General features: G+C 65.1%; 19 protein-coding genes and 2 pseudogenes. 13 read left to right on the top strand and 8 right to left on the bottom strand.

Annotation, left to right across the window (positions count from 1 at the left end):
- Positions 1 to 11: 11 nt before the first annotated feature.
- Both QIY50_22340 and QIY50_22335 read left to right on the top strand, forming a co-directional pair.
- Positions 12 to 1,667 carry a PAS domain-containing protein gene (locus QIY50_22340; GenBank protein WGV20011.1) on the top strand — a complete coding sequence of 552 codons (1,656 nt, stop codon included), beginning with the start codon at positions 12 to 14 and terminating at the stop codon, positions 1,665 to 1,667.
- A 63-nt stretch (positions 1,668 to 1,730) separates the two neighbouring features.
- On the top strand, positions 1,731 to 3,425 hold the full coding sequence (locus tag QIY50_22335; GenBank protein WGV20010.1) for a response regulator: 1,695 nt from the start codon (positions 1,731 to 1,733) through the stop codon (positions 3,423 to 3,425).
- A 9-nt stretch (positions 3,426 to 3,434) separates the two neighbouring features.
- Here QIY50_22335 and QIY50_22330 read toward each other — a convergent pair whose 3' ends face one another.
- The 6 genes and pseudogenes from QIY50_22330 to QIY50_22305 form a co-directional block, all read right to left on the bottom strand.
- Positions 3,435 to 4,181: an SDR family oxidoreductase gene (locus QIY50_22330; GenBank protein WGV20009.1), complete on the bottom strand. Its 747-nt coding sequence runs from the start codon at positions 4,179 to 4,181 to the stop codon at positions 3,435 to 3,437.
- A gap of 140 nt (positions 4,182 to 4,321) precedes the next feature.
- Positions 4,322 to 5,858 (bottom strand): annotated as a pseudogene (locus QIY50_22325) (DHA2 family efflux MFS transporter permease subunit).
- Positions 5,855 to 7,048: an HlyD family efflux transporter periplasmic adaptor subunit gene (locus QIY50_22320; protein ID WGV20008.1), complete on the bottom strand. Its 1,194-nt coding sequence runs from the start codon at positions 7,046 to 7,048 to the stop codon at positions 5,855 to 5,857. Before QIY50_22320 ends, QIY50_22325 begins: the two are co-directional and overlap by 4 nt.
- A gap of 30 nt (positions 7,049 to 7,078) precedes the next feature.
- Positions 7,079 to 7,552 (bottom strand): MarR family transcriptional regulator, encoded by a 474-nt coding sequence (locus tag QIY50_22315; protein ID WGV20007.1) that lies wholly within the window; start codon positions 7,550 to 7,552, stop codon positions 7,079 to 7,081.
- Positions 7,553 to 7,756: 204 nt separating this feature from the next.
- A complete protein-coding gene (locus QIY50_22310) occupies positions 7,757 to 8,392 on the bottom strand; it encodes a response regulator (protein WGV20006.1) in 636 nt (211 codons plus the stop codon).
- A gap of 9 nt (positions 8,393 to 8,401) precedes the next feature.
- Entirely contained in the window at positions 8,402 to 9,808 is a 1,407-nt protein-coding gene (locus QIY50_22305) for a PAS domain S-box protein (GenBank protein WGV20005.1), read from the bottom strand.
- A gap of 195 nt (positions 9,809 to 10,003) precedes the next feature.
- On the opposite strand from QIY50_22305, the pseudogene QIY50_22300 reads away from it, so the two are divergent.
- The 3 genes and pseudogenes from QIY50_22300 to QIY50_22290 all read left to right on the top strand — a co-directional run bounded on the left by QIY50_22300 (position 10,004) and on the right by QIY50_22290 (position 14,818).
- A pseudogene (locus tag QIY50_22300) lies at positions 10,004 to 11,627 on the top strand (acyl-CoA synthetase).
- Between the two features lie 135 nt (positions 11,628 to 11,762).
- Positions 11,763 to 13,532, top strand: a complete 1,770-nt coding sequence (locus QIY50_22295; GenBank protein ID WGV20004.1) for an acyl-CoA dehydrogenase C-terminal domain-containing protein — start codon at positions 11,763 to 11,765, stop codon at positions 13,530 to 13,532.
- A 278-nt stretch (positions 13,533 to 13,810) separates the two neighbouring features.
- Positions 13,811 to 14,818 (top strand): FecR family protein, encoded by a 1,008-nt coding sequence (locus tag QIY50_22290; GenBank protein WGV20003.1) that lies wholly within the window; start codon positions 13,811 to 13,813, stop codon positions 14,816 to 14,818.
- Positions 14,819 to 14,831: 13 nt separating this feature from the next.
- Here QIY50_22290 and QIY50_22285 read toward each other — a convergent pair whose 3' ends face one another.
- Positions 14,832 to 16,151, bottom strand: a complete 1,320-nt coding sequence (locus QIY50_22285) for a Na+/H+ antiporter family protein (GenBank protein ID WGV20002.1) — start codon at positions 16,149 to 16,151, stop codon at positions 14,832 to 14,834.
- Between the two features lie 196 nt (positions 16,152 to 16,347).
- On the opposite strand from QIY50_22285, the gene QIY50_22280 reads away from it, so the two are divergent.
- The 7 genes from QIY50_22280 to QIY50_22250 all read left to right on the top strand — a co-directional run bounded on the left by QIY50_22280 (position 16,348) and on the right by QIY50_22250 (position 24,251).
- The gene (locus QIY50_22280) at positions 16,348 to 18,492 is read left to right on the top strand and encodes a methyl-accepting chemotaxis protein (protein ID WGV20001.1); all 2,145 of its coding nucleotides are present in this window, start codon (positions 16,348 to 16,350) and stop codon (positions 18,490 to 18,492) included.
- Positions 18,493 to 18,597: 105 nt separating this feature from the next.
- Positions 18,598 to 19,614 carry an ABC transporter substrate-binding protein gene (locus tag QIY50_22275; protein WGV20000.1) on the top strand — a complete coding sequence of 339 codons (1,017 nt, stop codon included), beginning with the start codon at positions 18,598 to 18,600 and terminating at the stop codon, positions 19,612 to 19,614.
- A complete protein-coding gene (locus tag QIY50_22270) occupies positions 19,611 to 20,459 on the top strand; it encodes an ABC transporter permease subunit (protein WGV19999.1) in 849 nt (282 codons plus the stop codon). Before QIY50_22275 ends, QIY50_22270 begins: the two co-directional genes overlap by 4 nt.
- A gap of 159 nt (positions 20,460 to 20,618) precedes the next feature.
- Complete coding sequence (locus QIY50_22265; protein ID WGV19998.1) at positions 20,619 to 21,482, top strand: LysR family transcriptional regulator; 864 nt, start codon at positions 20,619 to 20,621, stop codon at positions 21,480 to 21,482.
- Positions 21,483 to 21,614: 132 nt separating this feature from the next.
- A complete protein-coding gene (locus tag QIY50_22260; GenBank protein ID WGV19997.1) occupies positions 21,615 to 22,532 on the top strand; it encodes an AEC family transporter in 918 nt (305 codons plus the stop codon).
- A gap of 35 nt (positions 22,533 to 22,567) precedes the next feature.
- Positions 22,568 to 23,179, top strand: coding sequence for a cell wall hydrolase (locus tag QIY50_22255; GenBank protein ID WGV19996.1), 612 nt, complete (start codon positions 22,568 to 22,570; stop codon positions 23,177 to 23,179).
- Positions 23,180 to 23,399: 220 nt separating this feature from the next.
- Positions 23,400 to 24,251 carry a CAP domain-containing protein gene (locus QIY50_22250; protein WGV19995.1) on the top strand — a complete coding sequence of 284 codons (852 nt, stop codon included), beginning with the start codon at positions 23,400 to 23,402 and terminating at the stop codon, positions 24,249 to 24,251.
- Positions 24,252 to 24,407: 156 nt separating this feature from the next.
- On the opposite strand, the gene QIY50_22245 is transcribed toward QIY50_22250, so the two are convergent.
- Positions 24,408 to 25,379, bottom strand: a complete 972-nt coding sequence (locus QIY50_22245; protein WGV19994.1) for a helix-turn-helix domain-containing protein — start codon at positions 25,377 to 25,379, stop codon at positions 24,408 to 24,410.
- A gap of 105 nt (positions 25,380 to 25,484) precedes the next feature.
- Between QIY50_22245 and QIY50_22240 the strand changes: the two genes are divergently transcribed.
- A complete protein-coding gene (locus QIY50_22240) occupies positions 25,485 to 26,096 on the top strand; it encodes a LysE family transporter (protein ID WGV19993.1) in 612 nt (203 codons plus the stop codon).
- The last annotated feature ends 91 nt before the right edge of the window (positions 26,097 to 26,187 follow it).

Raw genomic sequence — 26,187 nt, 5'->3', positions numbered from 1 at the left:
GGGCCATCGTCATGCAAGCAGATTCGCTCCCGTCATTGGCACAGCTGCAAGCGCGCGTCGCAGAGCTGGAAGCCCGCCTGGCCGAGCGCGACAACACTGCACAGGCGCACATCCAGCTACTGGGCGAACTGCTCGACAACAGCCTGGCCAACGTGTTTGCTGCCGACCGCAGGCTGCGCCTGATAGCCATCAACCGCATGGCCCGGGAAACCTTCGAGCATTACCGTGGCTTCGTGCCGCAGATCGGCGATTATGTGCCGCAGTTTTTGGCCAACCAACCGGACATCATGGGCCGCCTGGCACCGGTGTGGCCACGCGTGCTGGCCGGCGAAGCCTTCATCGATACCATCACCCTGGGCCCGCCTGACGCTCCCCGTCATTACGAAATCCGCTACCACCCGTTGCGCGATGCGCAGCAGCAGATCCAGGGCGGGTACCTGTTTGCCTACGACATCACCGAACGCATGGCCGAGCAGGAGCGCCTGCGCCACGCCGAAGAGGCGCTACGCCAGTCGCAGAAAATGGAGGCGGTCGGCCAGTTGACCGGCGGTATCGCCCACGACTTCAACAACCTGCTGGGCAGCCTGCTGGGCATACTGGAGCTGGCAGAGCAACGCCTGGGCCAGCAACGCTTTGCCGACACAGCCCGCATGCTCGAGCTCGGCCGCAGCAACGCACTGCGCGCCGCAGCCCTGGTGCAGCGATTGCAGGCCTTTTCGCGCCAGCAGACGCTGATGCCACAAGCGGTGGATGTGCAGCGCCTGGTTGCCGACATGCATAATTTGATCCGCAGCTCGACCGGCCCGCACATTGACTTCCAGGACCAGACGCAGGCCGCGCAATGGTCGATTTGCATCGACCCGCAACAGCTGGAAAACGCCCTGCTCAACCTGTGCATCAACGCCCGTGACGCCATGCCGCTGGGCGGTACCTTGCGCATCGGCTGCGAAAACGCCGATTTAGCCCCAGCCGAGGCCAAGCGCCTGGACCTGCCGACGGGCCACTATCTGCACATTCGTGTCGAGGACACCGGCGTGGGCATGTCCAGTGCGGTGCAGGAGCATGCCCTGGAACCCTTTTTCACCACCAAACCGTTGGGCCAGGGCACCGGCCTTGGGTTGTCCATGGCCTATGGCTTTGTCCGCCAGTCTGGGGGGCAGTTGCTGATCGATAGCGTCATCGGGCGAGGCACTTGCATTCACCTGTACCTGCCTCGGGACAAGAACGCCCCCGCAACCTGCCACGAGGCGCCGGCCGCAGCCACCGCCGCCCCCGTGCAGCAGCGCGGGCACCGGATAATGCTGGTGGAGGACCAACCTGCCTTGCGCCTGGTGCTGGTCGAAGTGCTGACCGAACTGGGCCACCAGGTGCAAGCTTTCGAGGCTGGCCCCCGGGCGCTCGAATCGTTGCAGGAAGGGCCACCACCGGACTTGCTGATCACCGATGTCGGCCTGCCCGGGCAAATCGACGGCTACCAGCTCGCAGAGGCCTACCAGGACCTCGTGGGGCATGCCCCGGTTTTACTGATTACGGGCTATGACACCGCCGATACGGTGCACGTTGGTCGGCCGGACAGGCGCACCGAACTGCTGCACAAACCCTTTGACCTGAAGACCCTCGGCGAACGGGTCGAGCGGCTGCTCGGCATTGCACCACCCCCGCGTTAACTGGCTATTCGCCAGTTGCCGAACACGCTAAAGTCTTGGTTTCATTTACTGTCGGACTTCGGCATGCCCTTCCGCGACCTGCATTCACTGCGCCAACAAGTCGAAGCCCTGCAGCGGCAGAACGCGTTGCTGGAAGCCCGCCTGGCAAGTCATCAGCAACACGATCAGGACTTCTACCGCTCGCTGTTCGACACCATGGACGAAGGCTTCTGCATCATCGAGTTTTTCGACGGCCCGCACGGCCCGCTGAGTGACTATGTCCATGTGCTGGCCAATGCGGCTTACGCCAAGCACGCCGGTATCCCCAACGTGGTCGGGCAGAAACTGCGCGAGATGGTGCCTGACGAGGCCGATGACTGGGTCGCCCGTTATGGCGCGGTGCTGCGCACGGGCGAGCCCCTGCATTTCGAGCAGGAGCTGATCGCCACCGGCCATGTGTTGTCGGTGACCACTTTCCGGGTAGAGCCTGCCGAAAAGCGTCAGGTGGCGGTACTGTTCAAGGATGTTACCGAACGACGGCGGGCCGAGCTTGCCCTGCAGCGCCTGAACGAGGAGCTGGAACAACGGGTTAATGCGGCGTTGGCAGAACAGGCCAAGGCCGAGGAGGCCCTGCGTCAGGCACAGAAGATGGAAGCGATCGGCCAGCTCAGTGGCGGCATCGCCCACGACTTCAACAACCTGCTGGGTGGCATCCTGAGTGCCCAGGAGCTGATGCAACAACGCCTGGAGCAATCCCGTTTCGACGCCCTGGAGCCGTTGCTGAAGCTGTCCAGCGATTCCGCACGGCGGGCCTCTTCGCTGGTACACCGGCTGCTGGCATTTTCCCGTCAGCAGACCTTGCAGCCCTGCTCCACGCAGGTGGCCACGCTGGTGGGCGGCATGGAAGAGTTGCTGCGCCGTACCATCGGCCCTTCCATCACCCTGACCAGCCAGTTCCCCTACCCGCTGTGGCCGACCTTCATCGACCCGCCGCAACTGGAAAGCGCCCTGCTCAATGTGTGCATCAATGCCCGCGATGCCATGCCTGCCGGCGGTGTGATCGATATCCTCGGTGACAACCTGCTGCTCGACGACGAGCAAGCCCGCGCACTGGAACTGCCAGCTGGCGGATACGTACGGCTGAGTATCATCGACAACGGCAATGGCATGTCGGCAGAGGTGGCCGAGCGTGCAGTCGACCCGTTCTTCACCACCAAGCCGATGGGCCAGGGCACGGGCCTGGGCTTGTCGATGACCTACGGTTTCGTGCGCCAGTCAGGCGGGCAGCTACGGGTGCTGTCGACCCTTGGCGAAGGCACCCGCATCGAACTTCTGTTCCCCCGCCACCACCAGGCCCCCGAAGCCCCGCCACCCAGGCCACAGCGCCTGCGGCAGGAAAAAAACAGCACGGCCACACAGCGTATCCTGCTGGTCGAAGACCAGATTGCCTTGCGCGTGGTGGTCTGCGAGGTGCTGGAAGAGCTGGGCTACCTGGTCGACGCATTCGAGAATGGCCCGACCGCCCTTGCCCACCTGCAGACGGCCCAGCGCCCGGACCTGCTGCTGAGCGATATCGGCCTGCCCGGTGGCCTGAACGGCCGCCAGCTGGCGGAACGTTGCCGCCAGCGCTACCCCGACCTCAAGGTGTTGTTCATCACCGGCTACGACGAAAGCGCGGCGCACAGTGACGGCCAGTTGTTGCAAGGCACTCAGGTGCTGACCAAGCCGTTCGAGCTGGAAGTGCTGGCCGAACGGGTACGCACGCTGCTGGAGGATTGACCGGCGCGCTCAGCGCCCGCCGCCCAGGTCGATGAAGCTGCCGGTGGAGTACGAGGCTTTGTCCGAGAGCAGCCAGAGGATGGCCTCGGCCACTTCCTCGGGGCGCCCGCCGCGGCCCATGGGCAAGCCGGGCTCGAGCTTGCTGACCCGGTCGGGGTCGCCGGACAGCGCATGGAAGCCGGTATGGATGTAGCCTGGGCGTACGCCATTGACCCGCACGCCCTCGCCTGCCACTTCCTTTGCCAGGCCGAGGGTGAAAGTGTCGAGGGCACCCTTGGACGCGGCATAGTCCACGTATTCGTTGGGCGACCCCAGGCGTGCGGCCACCGACGACACGTTGACGATCGCCCCGCCTTGCCCGCCGTGCCGGCGCGCCATGCGCAGCAGCGCGTGCTTGGCACAGAGCATGGGACCGACGATGTTGGTTTTCATGACCTTGAGCAGGCGAAATTCGGACATGTCGTCGACCCGGCTTTGCTGACCGATGGTGCCGGCATTGTTGACCAGTGCGGTGACCGGGCCGAGCGCTTCGTCCACACGCTGGAACAGCTGGATGATCTCGTCTTCGACGCTGGCGTCGGCGCGTACGGTGATGGCCTTGGCGCCTAGCTGGCGGACCTGGTCGAGGATGTGCTCGGCGGCCTGCTCGTCGCTGTGGTAGTTGATGCAGATGCGGTAACCCTGGCGGGCGGCCAGCAGTGCCGTGGCTGCGCCAATGCCGCGGCTGGCACCGGTGATGACGATGACTTTCTCCATGGGTCTGCCAATCATTTGAAAAGGGAGCCTCGACAATAGGTGAAAAGGCTGCGCGTGGGAATCACCTCCCTGGTACGCCGCGATTACTTGATCAGGACAGTTGGCAAGCGCAACAGCGTTGATCCTTGCCCTGGCCCGGCTCAATGCCCTGCCGACGCTGGCCCCGCCTTGGCGGTAAAGGGTGGTTTGGCGAACCATACCAGCAGGATCAACCCGGCAAATACCCAGGTCATCAAGGTGAAATAATCCACCGTCGACATCATGTACGCCTGCCCGTTGAGTATCTGCTCCAGTTGCGCATAGCTCTGCGGGTTGGCCCCGCCCAGCTGTTCCAGGGTATGTCGCGTGGCCGGGTCGAACTGGCTGATGTGCTCGCTCAGGTAGGCATGGTGCTGATCCGCCCGACGAATCCAGATCCAGGTCGTCAGCGACGCCGCAAAACTGCCGCCCAAGGTGCGCAGGAAGGTCGCCAGCCCGGAGCCATCGGCAATCTGCTGCGGTGGCAGGTCGGACAGCAGGATGCTCAACGTCGGCATGAAGAACAGCGCCACGCCAATACCCATGAACAGCTGCACTAGCGCCACATGCTGGAAGTCCACCTCGCTGGTGAACCCGGCACGCATGTAGCAGCTGCTGCCGATCGCCAGGAACGCCAGCCCGGCCAGCACGCGCAAGTCGAAGCGGTGCGCGTACTTGCCCACGAACGGCGACATGAGCACCGGCAACAGGCCGATCGGTGCCACCGCCAGGCCTGCCCACGTCGCGGTATAGCCCATCTGCGTCTGCAACCACTGCGGCAAGATCAGGTTGATGCCGAAGAACCCCGCATACCCCCCGACCAGCACGAAGGTGCCGACACGGAAGTTGCGGTACGCGAACAGGCGCAGGTTGACCACCGGGTGACGGTCGGTCAGTTCCCAGATCACGAACACCGCCAGGAACACCACCGAGATCAGGCTGCCGAGCATGATGAACGACGACTCGAACCAGTCCAGGTCATTGCCCTTGTCGAGCACCACCTGCAAGGCGCCGACGCCGATGACCAGCGTCAGCAGGCCGATGTAGTCCATCGGCTGGCGACTGGTGACCACCGGCCGGCTGCGCATCTGCTGGCGCACCACGGCAGCGGCAAACAGGCCGATGGGCACGTTGATGAAGAAGATCCACGGCCAACTGTAACTGTCGGTGATCCAGCCCCCGAGAATCGGTCCGGCAATCGGCGCCACCACCGTGACCATTGCCAGCAGCGCCAGGGCCATGCCGCGCTTGGGCCGGCGGGTAGACGGCGATCAGCAAGGTCTGGGTCATCGGGTACAACGGCCCGGCCACCACGCCCTGCAACACGCGAAAACCGACCAGCTCCGGCATCGACCGGGCTATACCGCACAGGAACGAGGCCAGCACGAACAGCAGCGTCGCCCAGATGAACAGTTTCACCTCGCCAAACCGCCGGCTGAGCCAGCCGGTCAGCGGCAGGGCAATAGCGTTGCTCACCGCGAACGAGGTGATGACCCAGGTGCCCTGCTCGTAGCTCACCCCCAGGTTGCCGGAAATGGTTGGCAAGGCCACGTTGGCGATGGTGGTGTCGAGCACCTGCATGAACGTCGCCAGTGACAGGCCGATGGTGGTCAGCAGCAAGCTCGGCGGCGTGAACTGGGCAGCAGCGTTGTTGCTCATCGCTGGGCCGTCTTGCCGGTTGCGCTGTTTTCGTGGATCAGCCGGGCGATCAGGTTGTCGGCTTCGACCAGCTGGCGGTCATACACCTGGGTGGTGTAGCTGGCCTGCTGCGGTGGTTGCTCAGCCAAGGCCGGGCCACTCTGGTCGTGCAAGTCGACCTCGACCACCGTGGACAGGCCGATACGCAGCGGGTGATCCTTGAGCTGGTCGGGGCTGAGGTGGATGCGCACCGGCACGCGCTGGACGATCTTGATCCAGTTACCGGTGGCATTCTGCGCCGGCAACAGTGCAAAGGCGCTGCCGGTGCCGGCGCCGAGGCTGTCGACCGTGCCGCTGTACCTGACCTCGCTGCCGTAAAGGTCGGCGCTGATCTGCACCGGTTGGCCGATACGCATGTTGCGCAGCTGGGTTTCCTTGAAGTTGGCGTCGATCCACACCTGGTCCAGCGGGATCACTGCCATGGTTGCAGTGCCCGGCTGCAGGCGCTGGCCCAGTTGCACGGTACGCTTGGCGACGTAGCCGGTGACCGGCGCCACCAGGGTAGTACGCGCGTGGTCGAGGTAGGCTTGGCGCACGTCGGCGGCGGCAGCCATCACCTCGGGGTGCGAGGACACCACGGTGTCGTCGACCAGCGCGCTGCTGGTGCTGAGTTGCTGGCGCGCACTGTTGACGGCAGCCTCGGCCACGCTCAGGTCATCGCGGGCATGGGACAATTCTTCCGCAGCAATTGCACCGCTGTCGGCCAGCACCTTGCGTCGGTTGAAGTCCTGCCGGGCCTTGCGCAGTTCGGCCTGGCGCGTCTCCAGCTGGGCCTTGAGCGAGTCGACGTTGCTGTACAGCCCGCGCACCTGACGCACGCTGCGCGCCAGCCTGGCTTCGGCGGACTGCAAGGCCACCTCGCTGTCAGCCGGGTCGAATTGCAGCAATACCTGGCCGGCATGGACCAGGTCGCCGTCATCGGCACCGATGCTGGTGACGGTGCCGGTAATCAGCGGGGTGATCTCCACCACGTTGCCGTTGACGTAAGCATCGTCGGTGCTTTCGTGCCAGCGCCCGACCAGGCTGTACCAGGCCCAGGCGCCGACACCGGCCAGGATCAGCAGCAACAGCAGGCCAAGCAACCAGGCTTTGCGTTTGCGCGACGGCTCGGGCGCAGCGGAGGGAGTCGGGGTGTCTGCAGGAGTGGCCATGACAATACCTTGGATAATTCGTGACAGGGATCAACGATCGCCGAAGCGGCGGATCGTCAACGGGTCGCCGGCAGCGAGCAGAACCTTGGCCAGCAAGCCTTCCAGGGCCTCGAGCTCTTCGGGTGCCAGCGCACCGCACAACTCGTTCATGGCCGCCGCGCCGATTTCCGGCAGGCGGTCAGCCAGGCGCTGGCCATCGGTAGTAAGGGCCAGGCGCACCTGGCGACGGTCGTCGGCGCAGCGGTTGCGCACGATCAGTTCCTTCTGCTCGAGGCGGTCGAGCATGCGGGTCATCGACCCGCTGTCCAGGCCCAGGTAGCGGCACAGCTCGGCCGGGGTGTCTACCTGGTACTGGGTGACGATGATCAGCACCTTGAACTGCGCGGCGGTGACACCTTCGGATTCGAGGTGCCAGTCGAGAATGCGGTCCTTGAGGATCGCCGCACGGCCAAGCAGCATGCCAATGGCGCAGGTCTGGAAGTTTTCGGGGGAGAAATGGGCCATCGGAAGCTGCTCGGGTAATTGTGTGAAAATATTACTGCCTAGGCAGTGAATGTCAAAGCTTTGATTAGGTTGCTATGGAAAAATTCATGATTTGGCATCCTCTGTGGGAGCGGGCATGCCCGCGAACACGGGCGACGCCCGTGCCATCCACTGCGGTGCCTGCTTCGCGGGCACGCCCGCTCCCACAGGGATTGATGACTGCTGTTACGACAGCGCTCGCAGGCCCAACGCCTCAACCGCCCCGCAGGCAATGGCCATACCCACCAGTTCCGCCAGGCTATCCGCCTGCAACCGCTTCATCACCCGCCCCCGGTACAGGTCCACCGTCTTCACGCTGACGCCCAGCCGCTCGGCAATCTCGCGGTTGCTCAGCCCCTGGGCCAGAGGCACGAACACGTCACGCTCGCGCGGGGTCAGGCCATCGATACGCGCCTGCACCCGAGCCAGCACCTGGTCGCCCTGGTGTGCCCGCCCGGCGCTTTCCAGCGCGGCCTGTACACTATCGAGCAGCAACTGGTCGTTGTAGGGTTTTTCGATGAAGTCGCAGGCGCCGGCCTTGAATGCCCGCACCACGATCGGCACATCGGCATGGCCACTGACGAAGATCACCGGCAAACCCAGACCACGCTCGCGCATCGCCTGCTGCACCGCCAACCCGCCCAACCCCGGCATGCGCACGTCCAGCAGCACGCAGGCCGGCCCATCGTCGACGCAGGCATCGAGAAACGCCTGCCCGTCGGCGAACGGCAAGGCCTGCAAGCCCACCGACTGCAGCAACCACACTGTCGAGTCGCGCATACCCTGGTCGTCATCGACCACATACACTTTCGCTTGCACCACCCTCTCCCCTTATCCCCTGCTGACCGTCAGGCGGCAGCACAGTACCAGACCGCCATTGTCACCGGCTCGCGCCCACAGGCTGCCGCCAAAGCCTTCGATCAGGCTGCGGCTCATGCTCAGGCCCAGGCCCAGGCCATCGGCCTTGCTGGTGGTGAACGGCGTGAAGATTTCATCCAGGCGCTCGGGCGCCACGCCCGGGCCCTGGTCGGCCACCTCGACGAGCACGCCATCGCCATCGCGCGCGGCGCCGAGCAGGATACGTGACGGCCGCTCGCCATGCTGCTCGCGGTTGGCATCGATGGCGTTGCGCAGCAGGTTCACCAGTACCTGCTCCAGCAGTACCCGGTCGGCATATACCAACGGCAGCTGCGCGCTCATGCGCAGCTCGACCACCACCTGATCACGCGCGGCCTCCCAGGCGCACAGGCGCATGGCTTCGCCCGCCACCTCGGCCACGTCCAGCGCCTGCAGGCGGCGCGGCCCCTTGCGCAGAAAGGCGCGCAGGCGGCGGATCACGTCGGCGGCATGGGTGGCCTGTTCGCTGATGCGCTGCAGGCCCTGCCCCACCCGCTCGCGGGCTTGCGGATCGCGCTCCAGGCCCTGCAGGTAGCGCTGGCTGGCATTGGCGTAGTTGACCACTGCGGCCAACGGCTGGTTGATCTCGTGGGCTATGCCCGAAGCCAGTTCGCCCAAGGTGGCCAACCGGGCACTGTGCGCCAGACTTTCCTGGGCCTCGATGCGCAGGGTGATGTCACGTGACACGCTGACCACCTCCACCACCGCGCCGGTGTAGGTTTCGCGGATAGCCCGGCTGGCGATTTCGAACCAGCGGTAGCCGCCTGCGGCCTGGCGTACCCGGCAGGTCATGGTGTGGTAGCCATCCTGGTCCAGGGCGGCGGCGGCCTGTCGCAGCACCTGGCGGCGCTCACGGGGGTGCAGCAGGGAATGCACGGCCATGCCGCGCAGTTGTTCGGGCCACAGGCCAAGCAGGCGGAATGCCGCCGGCGAAGCATCGAGGAAACGGCCATCGGGGCTATGCCGGGAGATCAGGTCAGTGGTGTTCTCGATGATCAGCCGGTACAGCCGCCGTGCGCGACTGGCCTCGCGTGCGCCGTGGCGCTCGTCACTGGCGTCGCGGCAACGCGCCAGCACCTGCTGGCCCTGGTCGTCTGGGATAAAGCTCCACAACACGATGCGTTCGCCGACTTGCACTTCGACCTCGGCGATCGCCCGGCGCTGGCGCAGGCAGGCGCGCACCAGGGCGGCGCAGTTGCCCGGCAGCCAGCTGGCCAGTGCCGGGCCTTCATCGACCCAGGCTTGCAGCGCCGGGTTGAGTGCCAGCGGCCTGGCGTCGCCGGCCAGCATCAGGCTGGGTTGTGGGTCCTTGGAGAGCAGGGGGTAGGCAGTGTTGTCCACGGTAGGCGGCTCGTTGTTATAGTAGTTCTACTATATTGCTATAGTCGATATTCCTAATACCATAGCGACTCGCGTAAAACTGCGACAAGGGGGAGCGGCTAACCGTCCGCCTCCCTGCACCCTGAACAGAGCTAACAATCAGCCACCGGGGGCCAAGCGCACAGGTTGTGCCTGCCTCCCCTACAGGATTACCGCATGTCGATCTATGCCCAGGGCCTGATGCCCGCTGCCGTCAATCATGTCGCCCTCACCCCGCTGAGCTTCATCGAACGCACCGCTGCCGTATACGGCAACTACCCGGCGGTGATCCACGGTGCCATCCGCCGCAACTGGCAACAGACCTACCAGCGCTGCCGGCGCCTGGCCAGCGCCCTGGTGGGCCGGGGTATCGGCCGTGGCGACACCGTGGCGGTGATGTTGCCGAACATTCCGGCCATGCTCGAAGCCCATTTTGGCGTACCCATGACCGGCGCCGTGCTCAACACCCTGAACGTCCGCCTGGACGCCGAGGCCATTGCCTTCATGCTGCAGCACGGCGAGGCCAAGGTGCTGATCACCGACCGCGAATTCCATACCGTCATCGAGGCGGCCCTGGCCCTGCTCGAACACCCGCCTTTGGTGGTGGACGTGGATGACCCGGAGTACGGCGAAGGCCGTGCCGTCAGCGAACTGGATTATGAAGCGTTTCTCGCCGAAGGCGACCCGGACTTTGCCTGGCAATGGCCCGATGACGAGTGGCAGGCAATCTCGCTCAACTACACCTCTGGCACTACCGGCAACCCCAAGGGCGTGGTCTACCACCACCGTGGCGCTTACCTGAACGCCCTGGGCAACCAGATGGTCTGGGCCATGGGCCACCGCCCGGTGTACCTGTGGACGTTGCCGATGTTCCACTGCAACGGCTGGTGCTACCCGTGGACCATTACCGCACTGGCCGGCACCCATGTGTTCCTGCGTCGGGTAGACCCGCAGAAGATCCTGAACCTGATCCGCGAGCACCGGGTCAGCCACCTGTGCGGCGCGCCGATCGTGCTCAACGCCCTGGTCAACATGCCCGAGGCGGCCAAGGCAGCCATCGAGCACCCGGTGCAGGCCATGGTCGCCGGCGCCGCGCCACCTGCCAAGGTCATCGGCGCCGTGGAAGAGATGGGCATCCGGGTCACTCACACCTACGGCCTGACCGAAGTCTACGGCCCGGTAACCGTATGTGCCTGGCATGACGAATGGGATGAACTGTCGTTGGAGGATCGCGCACGGATCAAGTCCCGCCAGGGCGTGCGCTACCCGACTCTCGACGGCCTGATGGTCGCCGACCCGCAAACCCTCGAGCCGGTACCGCGCGACGGCAACACCCTGGGCGAGATCTTCATGCGTGGCAACACGGTGATGAAGGGCTACCTGAAGAACCCCGAGGCCACCGCCGAAGCCTTCCGTGGCGGCTGGTTCCACACCGGTGACCTGGCCGTGTGGCACAGCGACGGCTATGTCGAGATCAAGGACCGGCTCAAGGACATCATCATTTCCGGTGGCGAGAACATCTCCACCATCGAGGTCGAGGACGCCCTGTACAAGCACCCGGCGATACTGGAAGCCGCGGTGGTGGCGCGCCCGGATGAAAAATGGGGGGAAACCCCGTGCGCCTTCGGTTGCCCTCAAGCCGGGCCGCGAAGACACCCGCGAAGCCGACATCACCAGTTGGTGCCGCGAGCACCTGGCCGGGTTCAAGGTGCCGAAGACCGTGGTGTTTGGCGAATTGCCAAAGACCTCTACCGGCAAGATCCAGAAGTACGTGCTGCGCGACCGGGCCAAAGCCCTCTGATCCAGTGGTGGCCTCTTCGCGGGCATGCCCGCTCCCACAGGGACGGCACCGGCCTCGAACCCTGTGCTTTACCTGTGGGAGCGGGCGTGCCCGCGAAGAGGCCAGCCCATATTTCCATTATTCCAAGAGCTCCCGATGACCACCTACACCGCCCCCCTGCGCGACATGCGCTTCGTCCTGCATGACGTATTCAACGCCCCGGCCCTGTGGGCCCGCCTGCCCGCCCTGGCCGAACGCATCGACGCCGACACGGCCGACGCCATCCTCGAGGAAGCAGCCAAAGTCACCGGCCAGCTGATTGCCCCGCTCAGCCGCAACGGTGACGAGCAAGGCGTGCGCTTCGACGCAGGCGTTGTCACCACCCCCGATGGCTTCCGCGAGGCCTGGCACACCTACCGCGAAGGCGGTTGGGTCGGCCTGGGTGGCAACCCCGAACATGGCGGCATGGGCATGCCGAAAATGCTCGGTGTACTGTTCGAAGAAATGCTCTACGCCGCCGATTGCAGTTTCAGCCTGTATTCGGCATTGAGCGCCGGCAGCTGCCTGGCAATCGATGCCCACGCCAGCGAAACGCTCAAGGCCACCTACCTGCCGCCCCTGTACGAAGGCCGCTGGGCGGGCACCATGTGCCTCACCGAACCCCATGCCGGCACCGACCTGGGGCTGATCCGCAGCCGCGCCGAACCCCAGGCCGATGGCAGCTATCGCATCAGCGGCAGCAAGATCTTCATCACCGGCGGCGAACAGGACCTGACCGAGAACATCGTCCACCTGGTGCTGGCCAAGCTGCCGGATGCGCCCACGGGCGCCAAGGGCATCTCACTGTTCCTGGTGCCCAAGTACGTGGTCGAGGCCGACGGCCGCCTGGGAGCGCGCAACGCCGCCCATTGCGGCTCGGTCGAACACAAGATGGGCATCAAGGCCTCGGCCACCTGCGTGATGAACTTCGACGGTGCCGTCGGTTACCTGGTGGGTGAGCCGAACAAGGGCCTGGCGGCGATGTTCACCATGATGAACTACGAGCGCCTGTCCATCGGCATCCAGGGCATCGGCTGTGCCGAGGCCTCCTACCAGAGCGCCGCCCGCTACGCCAACGAACGCCTGCAAAGCCGTGCCGCCAGCGGCCCGCAGGCACAGGACAAGGCGGCCGACCCGATCATTCACCACGGCGACGTGCGGCGCATGCTGCTGACCATGCGTACCCTCACCGAAGGTGGCCGGGCGTTTGCCGCCTACGTCGGCCAGCAGCTGGACCTGGCGCGCTACGCCGAAGACGCCGGCGAACGCGAGCATGCGCAGCGCCTGGTGGCGCTGCTGACGCCGGTGGCCAAGGCGTTCTTCACCGACAACGGCCTGGAAAGCTGCGTGCTCGGCCAGCAGGTGTACGGCGGCCATGGCTACATCCGTGAATGGGGCCAGGAGCAGCGCGTGCGCGACGTACGCATCGCGCAGATCTACGAAGGCACCAACGGCATCCAGGCCCTCGACCTGCTCGGGCGCAAAGTGCTGGCCGACGGTGGCCAGGCGCTGGCAAGCTTCGCCGCCGAGGTGCGGGCCTTCAGCGTGGATGCACCGTTGCACCGTGAGGCCCTGCAAACCAGCCTGACGCGGCTGGAAGCTACCAGCGCCTGGCTGCGGGCACGTGCCGGCGAGGACGCCAACCTGGTCAGCGCGGTGGCAGTGGAATACCTGCAGCTGTTCGGGCTGACTGCGTATGCCTATATGTGGGCGCGGATGGCGGCGGTGGCGTTGGCCAGGCGTGACGAAGATGACGCGTTTCATGGGGCCAAGCTTGCCTGTGCGGAGTTTTTCTTCCAGCGGGTGTTGCCGCGGGGGTTGGGGCTGGAGGTGAGTATTCGGGCGGGAAGTGCCAGTCTTTATGGGATGACAGCCGAACAATTCTGATCTTCCTGCTCCGGCCTCATCGCCGGCAAGCCGGGCTCCCACAGGGATCGCGCAGGCCCAAGACCTTGTGCAGTCCTTGTGGAAGCCCGGCTTGCCGGCGATGAGCTGCAAGGCAGCCCCAGGATTTCTGCCCCTATACCTGTGCGCGAAGGGTTCTCAAACGCTGGAAAACCATTGCCAATCCGACGAAAAACCGGCACAACTGATAGTCATTCGCCATTACCTCGGTTCTCGGGAGCCCTCCTGCAAGGGTAGAATGCGCAAAATCCGGAGCCGCAATGAACCACGACCGCCTCAATCCCAGCCCAGACGATGCCATCACCGACGCCGCCGCGCACTGGTGCATGCGCCTGCACGCCGAAGATTGCACGGCGGCCGAGCGCGAGGCCTTCGCCCGCTGGCTGGCGGCCGACCCGCGGCATGCCGAGGAATACCAGGCGATGCTGGAAATCTGGCAAACCGCCGACCTGCTGCCGCGCAATGCCACCGTCATCGATTTCAACCCGCCTGTGCAAAAGGCTGCGCGCCCGCGCAACTGGCGACGGCTGGCATCCGCTGCCGCGATCGCCCTGGCAGTGCTGCCGCTGGCCGGCTGGGTGGGCTGGGAACAAGGCTGGCTGCCCAACCACTACCAGCACTTCGAAGCCGGCACGCGCATGCAGACCGTGCAACTGAGTGACGGCAGCACGGTACAGCTCAACCTCAACACCGAGCTCACCTACCTGAACTACAAGGACCAACGCCAGGTCACGCTAGAGCGTGGCGAGGCGTTCTTCAAGGTAAAGCACGACAGCAGCCACCCGTTCGTCGTGCATGCCGGTCGTGGCCAGACCCGCGTCACCGGCACTCAGTTCAACGTGTGGAAGTACCAGGACCAGGTCAAGGTCACGCTGGTGGAAGGTTCGGTGCTGGTGTCCAGCGACGGCAGCACCGGTGGCTACCGCCTGGGCCCGGGAATGCAGGCCAGCTACCACAAGGGCGACTTCGAGCCGCAACTGGAGCAGAGCGACGACTACGGCAACAGCCTGGCCTGGCGCGACGGCAAACTGGTGCTCGACAACCTGAGCCTGGAACAGGCGCTGCCAATGATCAACCGCTACCTCGATGCGCCCTTGCTGCTGGCCGATGCCAGCACCGGCCGCATCCGCATCAGCGGCATCTACAACACCCGCGAGGTGGGGCGGCTGGTCAACAACCTGCCCAAGGTGCTGCCGGTCTACCTGACCCGCAGCAAGGACGGCAGCACCGTGCTCAACCGCATCTCGCCGCCGCCCGACAAGGGCTGATGCCCTTCCCGCCTTACAGCGTCATCGCCGCCAACCAGCCGAACGCCAGCAGTGGCAGGTTGTAGTGGATGAAGGTGGGCACCACGGTGTCCCAGATATGGTGGTGCTGGCCGTCCACGTTCAACCCCGAGGTCGGGCCCAGGGTCGAGTCCGAGGCAGGCGAGCCCGCATCACCCAGGGCACCGGCAGTACCCACGATGCACACTGTGGCCAGCGGGTCGAAGCCCAGCTGCACGCACAGCGGCACGAAGATCGCGGCCAGGATCGGCACGGTGGAGAACGACGAGCCGATGCCCATGGTCACCAGCAGGCCCACCAACAGCATCAGCAAGGCACCGATGCCCTTGCTATGGTCGATCCACTGCGCCGAGGCTTCCACCAGGCTCTTCACGTCACCGGTCGCCTTCATCACGTCGGCAAAGCCCGAGGCGGCAATCATGATGAAGCCGATCATGGCCATCATCTTCATGCCTTCGGTGAACAGGTCGTCAGTGTCTTTCCAGCGCACGATGCCCGACAGCGAGAAGATCAGGAAGCCGACCATGGCGCCGATGATCATCGAGTCCAGCCACAACTGCACGATGAACGCCGAAGCAATCGCCAGCCCTGCCACCAGCAGGGTCAGCGGGTTGTACTGCACACTCACCTGCTCCACCTGCTCGATGCGCGCCAGGTCGTAGTCACGCTTCTTGCGGTAGCTGATGAACACCGCCAGCAACAGGCCGGCCAACATGCCGGCGGCCGGGATGGCCATGGCGTGGGTCACATTCACGCCACTCACGTCGGCACCCGCGCGGGCCACGTTGGCCAGCAGGATTTCGTTGAGGAAGATTTTGCCAAAGCCCACCGGCAGGAACATGTAGGGGGTGATCAGGCCGAAGGTGATGACGCAGGCGATCAGCCGACGGTCGATGCGCAGGCGGGTCAGCACGTACAACAGCGGCGGCACCAGCAACGGGATGAAGGCGATGTGGATAGGCAGGATGTTCTGCGACGACACCGCCACCACCAGCATCAGGCCCACCAGCAGCCATTTGACCTTGCCGCCATTGGCATGGCCCTGGCGCTCGATCATGGCCAGGGCGCGGTCGGCCAGGGCGTGGGCCAGGCCGGACTTGGCGATGGCCACGGCAAATGCGCCCAGCAGTGCATACGACAGGGCGACCGTGGCCCCGCCGCCGAGGCCGCCGTTGAAGGCCTTGAGCGTACCCTCGATACCCAGGCCGCCCACCAGCCCGCCGGCCAGGGCCCCGATGATCAGGGCGATGACCACGTGCACGCGGGACAGGCTGAGTATCAGCATGATGCCGACCGCGGCGATCACAGCATTCATGGTTGGCTTACCTCATTGCGACAGAAAAAAAGCGCGCACTGTGCCGCAGTGGGCTGCCGATGTCAAAAACGCCATGTTACGGCGCATTACCAATGCCTCGTGCGGACCGGCGGTTAAATTGAACGTTCGAATAAAGAAAAGCCCGCGATGGCCGAAACAATCGTCAGCCACACTCTTATTACAAGGGATCCCCCCCATGCCTTTGCGACAACTTTCCATTCAGTGGAAGATCACCCTGCTCGCCGGTCTCTGCCTGGCTGGCATCGTCACCTTGCTCGTCGGCCTGTCGCTGTACCGCATGGACCACAGCTCGGACCTGGTCAAGGCCAGCAGCATGCAGATGCTGACCGAGTCGGCGCAGTCGCGCATCGAGTCGCAGGGCGAGGTGCAGGCGCTGAACATCCGCCGCCAGTTCATGGACGCTTACCAGTACGGCGCCGGGTTCGCCCGCCAGGTGCTGTTCCTGCGCGAGCAGGCTGAAAAGCGCTTTCTCGATGCCTTCGACCTGCGCGAGGACATGACCCGCCAGGTGCGCGCTGCGTTGCAGGCCAACCCTGACCTGCTCGGCCTGTCGCTGGTGTTCGAGCCCAATGCCCTGGACAACAAGGACAGCCTGTTCGCCGGCAAGGCGGAACTGGGCAGCAACGAGACCGGGCGCTTCGCCCTGTACTGGTCGCAACCGCGTGTCGGCCAGCTGACGGCCATGGCCTTGCCCGAGCATGACATGGCCAACACCGAGATCGGCCCCAGCGGCCAGCCTGCCAATACCTGGTGGGTGTGCCCACGCACGTCCGGCAAGGTGTGCGTGGTGGAACCCTACTTCTACGACATCGATGGCCAGCAGGTGCTGATGACCAGCATCGTCTTCCCGCTGGCGGTAAACGGCAAGGTGATCGCCACCCTGTCCATCGACATCAACCTCAACAGCCTGCAGGCCCTGAGCCAGGAGGCCAGCCGCAGCCTGTACGAAGGCCGTACCACCGTCGGCATCCTCAGCCCGGTCGGCCTGCTGGCCGGCTACAGCGCCGACGCCAGCAAGCTGGCCCAGCGCTTCGACCAGGTCGACAGCGCCAAGGGTGCCGAACTGGTGCGCAAGCTGGCCGACGGCAAGATGACCATCGTGCACGACCAGCAGCGCCTGAAAGTGCTGGCCGCGTTCCGGCCGATACCGGACGCCCAGCCCTGGGGCGTGCTGCTGGACGTACCGGAAAACGCCCTGACCGGGCCGGCCGAAGCGCTGAAACAGGAACTGGACGCGCTGAACACCAGCGGCACCCTGCTGGAACTTGGCCTGGGCCTGGCGGCGGCGATTGCCGGCCTGCTGATGGTGTGGCTGATGGCCCGCGGCGTTACCCGGCCGATCCTCGGCGTGGCAAGCATGCTCAAGGACATCGCCAGCGGCGAAGGTGACCTGACCCGCCGCCTGACTTACCAGAAGCAGGACGAACTGGGCGAACTGGCCGGCTGGTTCAACCGCTTCCTCGACAAGCTGCAGCCGACCATCGCCGAGGTCAAACGCTCGGTGCAGGCCGCGCGTGGCACCGCCGACCAGTCTTCGGCAATTGCCGCGCAGACCAGCGCCGGCATGGAGCAGCAGTACCGCCAGGTCGATCAGGTGGCCACTGCCTCGCACGAGATGAGTGCCACCGCGCAGGACGTCGCCCGCAGCGCCGCCCAGGCCGCGCAGGCCGCCCGCGACGCCGACCAGGCCACTCGCGAAGGCCTGGCGGTGATAGACCGCACCACCCACAGCATCGATGCCCTGGCCGCCGACATGAGCAACGCCATGGCCGAAGTCGAGGGCCTGGCGCAGAACAGCGAGAAGATCGGTTCGGTGCTGGAGGTGATCCGTTCGATCGCCGAACAGACCAACCTGCTGGCGCTCAACGCCGCCATCGAGGCGGCCCGAGCCGGTGAAGCCGGCCGTGGCTTTGCCGTGGTCGCGGACGAGGTGCGCAACCTGGCCCAGCGCACTCAGGAGTCGGTGGAGGAAACCCGCCAGGTGATCGAAGCGTTGCAGAGCGGCACCCGCGAAGTGGTCGGGGCCATGGACAACAGCCACCGCCAGGCCCAGGGCGGCGTGCAGCAGGTTGGCCAGGCCGTCACCGCGCTGCAGCGCATCGGCCAGGCGGTGACGGTGATCACCGACATGAACCTGCAAATCGCCTCGGCCGCCGAGGAACAAAGCGCAGTGGCGGAGGAAATCAACAGCAACGTGGCAACCATCCGTGATGTCACCGAGTCGCTGTCGGGGCAAGCCAACGAGTCGGCGCGGGTGAGCCAGTCGCTGAACAGCCTGGCCAACCAGCAACAGGCGCTGATGGACCAGTTCCGCGTCTGAGGCGCCTGCAGGCCGCTGCCAGTCGCTTGCAGCGGCCTTCCTGCCGGGCCCGGAGCCGGTCGTCTACACTTGCGGCAACTCAGTAGCGCCACTCCAAGAGGCCCCATGAAAAAGATTCCGACGCTGCTGGCCGGCCTGCTGCTCGCAGTCGGCTTGGCCAGCACCGATAGCGCCGCTTCGGCGCAACGCTCCACGCCCATCCGCTTTGGCGCCATCGGTTGGGAAAGCGGCGCGCTCACCACCGAGATCTTGCGGCTGATCGTGGAGCGCGGGTATGGCTACCCCACCGACACCCTGCCCGGCAGTACCGTCAGCATGGAGGTGGCACTGGCGCGCAACGATCTGCAGGTAATAGCCGAGGAATGGGCCGGGCGCAGCCCTGCCTGGGTCAAGGCAGAACAGGCCGGGCAGGTGTTCGCGTTGGGCGACACGGTCAAGAACGCCGAAGAAGGCTGGTGGGTACCGGCCTACGTGATCGAGGGCGATACCGCACGCAAGCTCAGGCCCATGGCGCCCGACCTGCGCAGCGTCGACGACCTCAAGCATTACCCGCAGGTGTTCCGCGACCCCGAGTCGCCCGACAAAGGGCGTTTTCTCAACAGCCCCAGCGGCTGGACATCCGAGACCGTCAACAGCCAGAAACTCAAGGCATACGGGCTGAATGATCTGTATACCAACTTCCGCAGTGGCTCCGGGGCTGCAATGGATGCCGAAATCGGCTCGGCCATCCGCCGTGGCCAGCCGGTGCTTTTCTACTACTGGAACCCGACCCCCTTGATGGGGCGTTACAAGCTCATACGCCTGCAAGAGCCCCCTTTCGATGCCCAGGCCTGGGCCACCCTCACCGATGCCGGCAACCCCGAGCCCAAGGGTAGCAGCTCGCTGCCAGCCAAATTGTCGATTGGCGTGTCCAAGGCCTTTCGCGAGGGCTACCCGGAACTGGTGAGCGTGTTCGAGCGGGTCGACCTGCCCATCGACCGACTGAACAAGGCGCTGGCCGACATGAGCGAACAGCGCACCCCGCCCCGCGACGCAGCCCTTACCTTCCTGCGCAATAACCGCGAAGTGTGGAAAGCCTGGTTGCCTGCGGACATTGCCACCAAGGTCGAGGGCAGCCTGTGAGCGGCGACTTCCCCCAAGCCCTGCAATTCTCCTTTGCCGACAGCGTCAACCGGCTGGTCGACTGGCTGGTGCTGAATTACGGCGATCACCTGCGCGGCTTCTCTGACCAGTTGCTGCAACTGCTGGTCGGCCTGGAAACCCTGCTGCGCCTGCTGCCCTGGTGGCTGCTGCTATTGCTGGTAGGCCTGCTCGCCTGGCATGCCAGCCGCAGCTTGCTGCGCAGCGCGGTACTGGTGGCGCTGCTGGCCCTGATCGGCATGCTCGGGCTATGGGACAAACTGCTGCAGACCACGGCTTTGGTGCTGGTCAGTACTGGCCTCTGCGTGCTGGTGGGCGTGCCGCTGGGCATCCTGCTGGCTGCCCGGCCATTGGCGAAGCGGTTGCTGTTGCCGGTACTGGATGTGATGCAGACACTGCCGGCCTTCGTTTACCTGATCCCGGTGCTGATGCTGTTCGGTCTGGGCAAGGTGCCCGCCGTGTTCGCCACGCTGATCTATGCCCTGCCACCACTGGTGCGGCTGACCGAACTGGGGTTGAGCCAGATCGACCCTTCGCTGCTGCAAGCCGCGCATGGTCTGGGGGCGAGCCGCTGGCAGCGGTTGCGGCGTATCGCGCTGCCGCTGGCGCTGCCGAGCATCATGGCCGGGCTCAACCAGTCGGTGATGATGGCCCTGTCGATGGTGGTGGTGGCTTCGATGATCGGCGCGCGCGGGCTGGGCGAAGATGTGCTGTCGGGGATCCAGACCCTGAATGTCGGCCAAGGCGTCGAGGCCGGGCTGGCGATTGTCGCCCTTGCGATGGTGATCGACCGGATCAGCCAGGCCTACGGGCGTAACCAGCGCTGAGGAGTGTTGTCTGTACCGACCCTTTCCCAGCACAAGGCTGCTCCGACAGGGATAGCGCCATGGTTCGGCCATGCGCAATACCTGTAGGGGCAGCCTTGTGCTGCGAAAGGGCCGGGCCTGACAATGCAGCCCTGTCAGCCTGAAACCGGACCCACCCGCATGTCCCTCAAAGCCCTGCGCACCTTGGTGACCATTGCCCGGCACGGCACCTTCGCCCGGGCCGCCGACCTGCTCAGCCTCACCCCTTCGGCGGTGAGCCTGCACATCAAGACCCTCGAAGACGAGCTGCAGGTCACCCTGTTCGACCGCAGCCGCCGGCAGGTGACGCTGACCGAAGCCGGCCAGCTGGCGATGGCCCGCGCAGAGAGCATTCTGGCGGCCTATGACGAATTGGCCGATGCCCTGGCCAGCGGGCCGAGCCTGCGCGGCCGCCTGCGCCTGGGGGCCATCCACACAGTGCTGGCGCGGCGCCTGCCCAAGGCGCTGGTGTGGATCAAGGCACACCACCCACAGTTGCACATCAGCGTGGCCTCCGGCATGTCGGCAGAGCTGGCACGGCGCGTGGAAGACGGCGAGCTCGATGCGGCGATCACCACCGAGCCGGTCAGCCCCTATCCGCAGAGCCTGGACTTCACGCCATTGTTTGAAGACCGCTTCTGGGCCATCGCCAGCCATGACCTCGCCGGACAAAGCGTGCCACAGCTGCTGGCCAGCCAGCCGTTCCTGCGCTTCGACAAGCGTGCCTGGGCCGGGCGACAGATCGAGCAGGAACTGCGCCGGCAGCATTTGCAGGTGAGCGAGCAGATGGAGCTGGACAGCCAGGAAGCGCTGGCGCGCATGGCGGTGATGGGCCTGGGTGTGGCGATCATCCCCATGGCCGATGACGACCTGCAACGCTTGCCACCAGCCACCTGCCTGCCATTTGGCGAACCGCAGCTGACTCGGCGGGTGGTGTTGCTGGAGCACGAGAAGAGCCAGCGGCGGCATTTGAGTGCGGTTTTGAAGACTGCGCTGGAGGCGTGAAACTGCCGGGGCCGCTGCGCGGCCCTGAGCAATCATGCATTTTTTCTCAACAGTCAGTAAAGAAAACAACGTTTTTACAAATTGGTCCGCACCCGTAGTCTGTGCCCCGTACCCGCCCACGGAACGTCGACCATGCTCCACTTGTTGCTGACTACCCTGCTGCCGATCATCCTGCTGATTGCCCTGGGCACTTTCCTGCGCCTGCGCGGCTTGCTCGCCGACAACTTTTGGCCCGGCGCCGAGCGCCTGAGCTATTACGTACTGCTGCCGTCGCTATTCCTCCATGGTCTGGCCACCGCCAATCTCGATGGCGTGCCGGTGCTGGGCATGGTCGGGGTGCTGATGCTCTCGACCTTGGCCGGGGCCGTGCTGCTGGTGCTGTACCAGGGCGCAATGAACCACGACGGTGCCGACTTCACTTCGGTATTCCAGGGCGGCATCCGCTTCAACAACTATATCGGCGCTACCCTTGCAGCAGGCATCTACGGCAGCGCCGGCATCGCCCTGGCGGCGGTGGCCAACGCCGCCATCGTGCCACTGGTCAACCTGCTTTGCGTGCTGGTATTTGCCCGCTTCAGCGCCCGCCATAGCTCACCAGCCACGGTGCTGCGGGCCATCTTCGCCAACCCCTTGATCGTCGGTTGCGCCAGCGGGTTGCTGCTGCGCGCCAGCGGGCTGGGTTTGCCAGCAGGTATCGAGCCTACGGTCAAGGCCTTGGGCCAGGCCGCCCTGCCGCTCGGCCTGCTGTGCGTCGGCGCAGCCCTGGGCAGCGCCCGCCTGGGCCAACAGGTGCGCCCGCTGGTGGCGGCTTCGGTCTTCAAGTTTCTGGTCATGCCGCTGACCACATGGGGGCTATGCCGCCTGCTTGGCCTGGGTGGCCAGGCCGCGGTAGTGGCGGTGCTTTTCCAGGCGCTGCCGACTGCGTCGTCTTCCTATGTGATGGCCCGGCAAATGGGCGGTAACGCACCGCTGATGGCCACCATCATTGCCCTGCAGACCGTGATGGCCGCCGCCACCCTGCCTTTGGTGCTAATACTTGCGCTTGGCTAGACTGTGAACCAGACCACAGTTCTGGAGCCTGCCTCATGCGCTTTTCGTGGATGGTGATCGGCCTGGCGTCGGCTTTGCTCGCAGGCCATTTGCACGCGGCCGACCCGGCCAAGGCTGTCGTCGCCGAGGACAAGGCCGAGGTGCTCGAGGAAAAGGTGGTGCATGACACACCGCCCCCGAAAAAGGCCGAGACGCTCACACCGGGCGAAGCACAGGCAGTAGACCCGGCCGGTCAGGCCCCCCTGGATGACAGCATTACCTGCCTGGCCCGCACCCTCTACTGGGAGGCCAAGGGTGCCGACGCTGAAGACATGGCCGCCGTGGCCAGCGTTGTGCTCAACCGCCTGGGCCATGATGGCTTCCCGGATACAATCTGCGGCGTGGTCAAGCAGGGTGTGGAAAGCAAGGCCTGCCAGTTCTCCTGGTGGTGCGACGGGCGCCCGGACCAGGTCGAAGAAGCGCAACGCTACGCCATCGCCAAGGAGATCGCGCGCAAGGCACTCAACCAGCAGTTGAAAGACCGCACCGGGGGTGCCTTGTACTTCCATGACCGCAATGTGCGCCCGGCCTGGGTCAACGCCTACCGCCGGACAGCGCAGACCAGGCATTTTCTGTTCTACAAACCGAACCAGGCGCTAGCACGCTGATACCCGCCGTGCATCGACGAGCAGGCTGACTGCGGGGGTTCGATAGAAATGCCTGGCACCTGTCCGCACTTTTGCGCTGGCCAGTGGTCTACTCCCTCTTTTGTCGCCAGTAACGATTGTTGGCGTTTTCATTGCTTTGCACGATCCCGGGCCAAAAGCCCCGGGCTTGTGTAGGATGAGCAGCGCAAACCAAGACGCTGCCAGTCATAGGGAGATCCACATGCGCGTCCTGTCATCTGTTGCCGCCTTGTCGCTGGGCCTGGTCGTCTCGACCGGGGCATTGGCTGCCACCGGCGAAGAGGCGCAACTGATCGATTCGATCAATGTCTACCGCAGCAAGGCCCAGCCCTGCGGTGGCGAAGCGTCGCTGGAGCTGCCGCCGCTCAACAGTGATACCCGCCTGGCGCTGTCGCCGGAAGGTACCCGCGACCTGCAGCAGGCCATGACTCGCGCCGCCTACCCGATGGTCAACGTGCAGGCCATCAGCCTGTCGGGGCCGCGTGATGCGCGTGCCGCCATGCATGCCATCGAAGAGAGCTTTTGCCAGGTGGTGCTTGACCCACAGTTCGTCGATATCGGCGTGAGCCAGGAAGGCCGCGACTGGCGCATCGTGCTGGCCCGGCCGCTGCTCAGTGGCCGCCTGGGCGACTGGCAGGCCGAGGGGCAGAAGGTGCTGCAGGAGATCAATGCCGCGCGCAAGGTGCCGCGCCAATGCGGTGGCCAGCCCTTCGCCGCCGCCCCCGCGCTGAGCTGGAGCACGGTGCTGGCCGGGGTTGCCGCCAACCACACCCGGGCCATGGCCAACCAGAACTTCTTCGACCATATCGACAAGGATGGCCGCACCCCCGGTGACCGGGCAGAACTGGCCGGTTACCTGTATCAGCAAATTGGCGAAAACATCGCCGCCGGGCGTGACACCGCGCGCAAGGTGGTCGATGGCTGGCTGGATAGCCCGGGGCATTGCGCGACGCTGATGAACCCGGACTTTCGTGAGCTGGGCGCTGCGTATGCAGTGGACCCGAAGAGTGACGCGGGGATTTACTGGACGGGGTTGTTCGGGACGCCGCAGTAAGCCCGCTCTCATAGGGCTTCACATGACTCATTGAATTAGCAGGGGCCCTGTGGGAGCGGCTTTAGCCGCGAACACCGGCGCAGCCGGTGCCATGCACCGCGGTGGCTTCTTCGCGGGTAAACCCGCTCCCACAGGGTACGTGAACCGCTGGTGAATTCAGTTCTCTACGTGACAGCGCAGTTCCAGGGCCGTACAACCAAACCGCCGCCGCACGCACTTGCCCAGGTAACTGGCATCGCCCAGGCCCACTTCATCGGCAATCTGCGCCAGGCTGTGGCTGGAGTTGAGCAAACGCCAGCGCGCCTGTTGCAAGCGCAGCTCCAGCCACCAGGCCTTGGTGCTCATGCCATGGCTGGCGTGAAACTGCCGGTCCAGCTGGCGCCGGCTGATGCCCAGCTCTGCCGCCAACTGCTCTGCGGTCAACCGCGTACCCAGGTGATGACGCATCAACGCCTGCGCGCGCTGCACCTGCCTGCCCTGCCCGGCCCCCAGCTCCAGCGAGCGCAAGGCATGGCGGCTATCGCGGGTTTCATCCACCAGCATGTCGGCCAGGCCCTTGAGCGCACGGGCTCGCCCGCAGGCACGTGACAACAGCGCGACGGCCAGGTCAATGGCGGCGGTGCCGCCGGCGCAAGTTATGCGGCTTCCGTCGATGCAATACAGTTGCTCGGTCAGCACCTGCAGATGCGGGAAGGCCGCACGAAATTCGGCTTCGTGGCGCCAGTGCACCACTACCTTGTGCCCCTGTAACAATCCGCACGCGGCCAACAGGAACGCGCCGTTGTCGACCCCCACCAGCTTGACGCCCGCCTTGCCGGCCTGCCTGAGCAAGGCCCGGTAGCGAGGCGCCAGGGCGGCAGTGGCCATGGCGTTGCGCCCGCCGAACACCACCAGGTAATCGAAACCGGCCAGCTCGAGCTGGCCCGCGACAGCCTCGACCTGCACCACTGCGCCACTGCTCGACGGTACAGGGTCGAGGGTCAGCCCTGCCACGGTCCAACTGCAGTAGCGCTGCTGGCTGTAATCCTCGTCGTCAGCGCTGAAACGCAACTTGTCGAGAAAGGCACCGAACGGCAGCAGGGCGAAATCCGGTAACGGCAAGATCAGCAAGCGTATATCGGGCAGCATTAACTAGCGTCCAGAAATGACCATTCAATGTCTGAATCATACCCTTGCAGGCCAATGCCGACGCCATAGACTGGCGCCCTCCACATCAACAAGGCATTTACCCCCATGGCACTCGACACCTGGCTCATTTACCTGCTGGCGAGCATCGGCCTGTCGCTGACCCCGGGCCCCAACAGCCTGCTGGCCCTGACCCACGGGGCCCTGTATGGCGCACGCCGGGCGTTGTTCACTATCGTCGGCGGCGTGTTTGGTTTCAGCGCCCTGATCGCCCTGGCCATGTTCGGCCTCAGTGCATTGCTGCAGGCCTCGGCCTCGGTGCTGAGCGTGCTCAAGTGGGTGGGCGGCGCCTATCTGATCTGGCTGGGCATCCAGCTGTGGCGCAGCCCGGGCCTGCACCTGGAACTGACCGCGCAAAGCGCGCGACTGGGCAATGCCGGCTTGTTCCGCCAAGGCCTGCTGTCGGCAATGGCCAACCCCAAGGTGCTGCTGTTCTATGGCGCTTTCCTGCCGCAGTTCATCGATCCACAGCGTGGGTTGCTGCTGCAGTTCGTAGTGATGGCGGCAACCTTTGCCAGCGTCGAGTTCCTGGTGGAATACCTGCTGGCGCGCCTGGCGTTTCGCATCCGGCCATGGCTGGCGAAGGGCGGCAAAGGCTTCAACCGCTGCTGCGGCAGCCTGTTTGCCTTGATTGGTGTGGCGTTGCCGCTTGGGCGGTAGCACTACGTAAAGACTGTCGCGATGCCTGCAGGAGCGGCCTTGTGTCGCGATGGGGAGCGCAGCGGCCCCGGGATATCGGCTTCGCTGCGGA

This window comes from Pseudomonas putida, from assembly GCA_029953615.1.
Classification (GTDB): domain Bacteria; phylum Pseudomonadota; class Gammaproteobacteria; order Pseudomonadales; family Pseudomonadaceae; genus Aquipseudomonas.
Note: the sequence above shows the minus strand (reverse complement) of the source record. Positions and strands in the feature narration are given on the sequence as shown.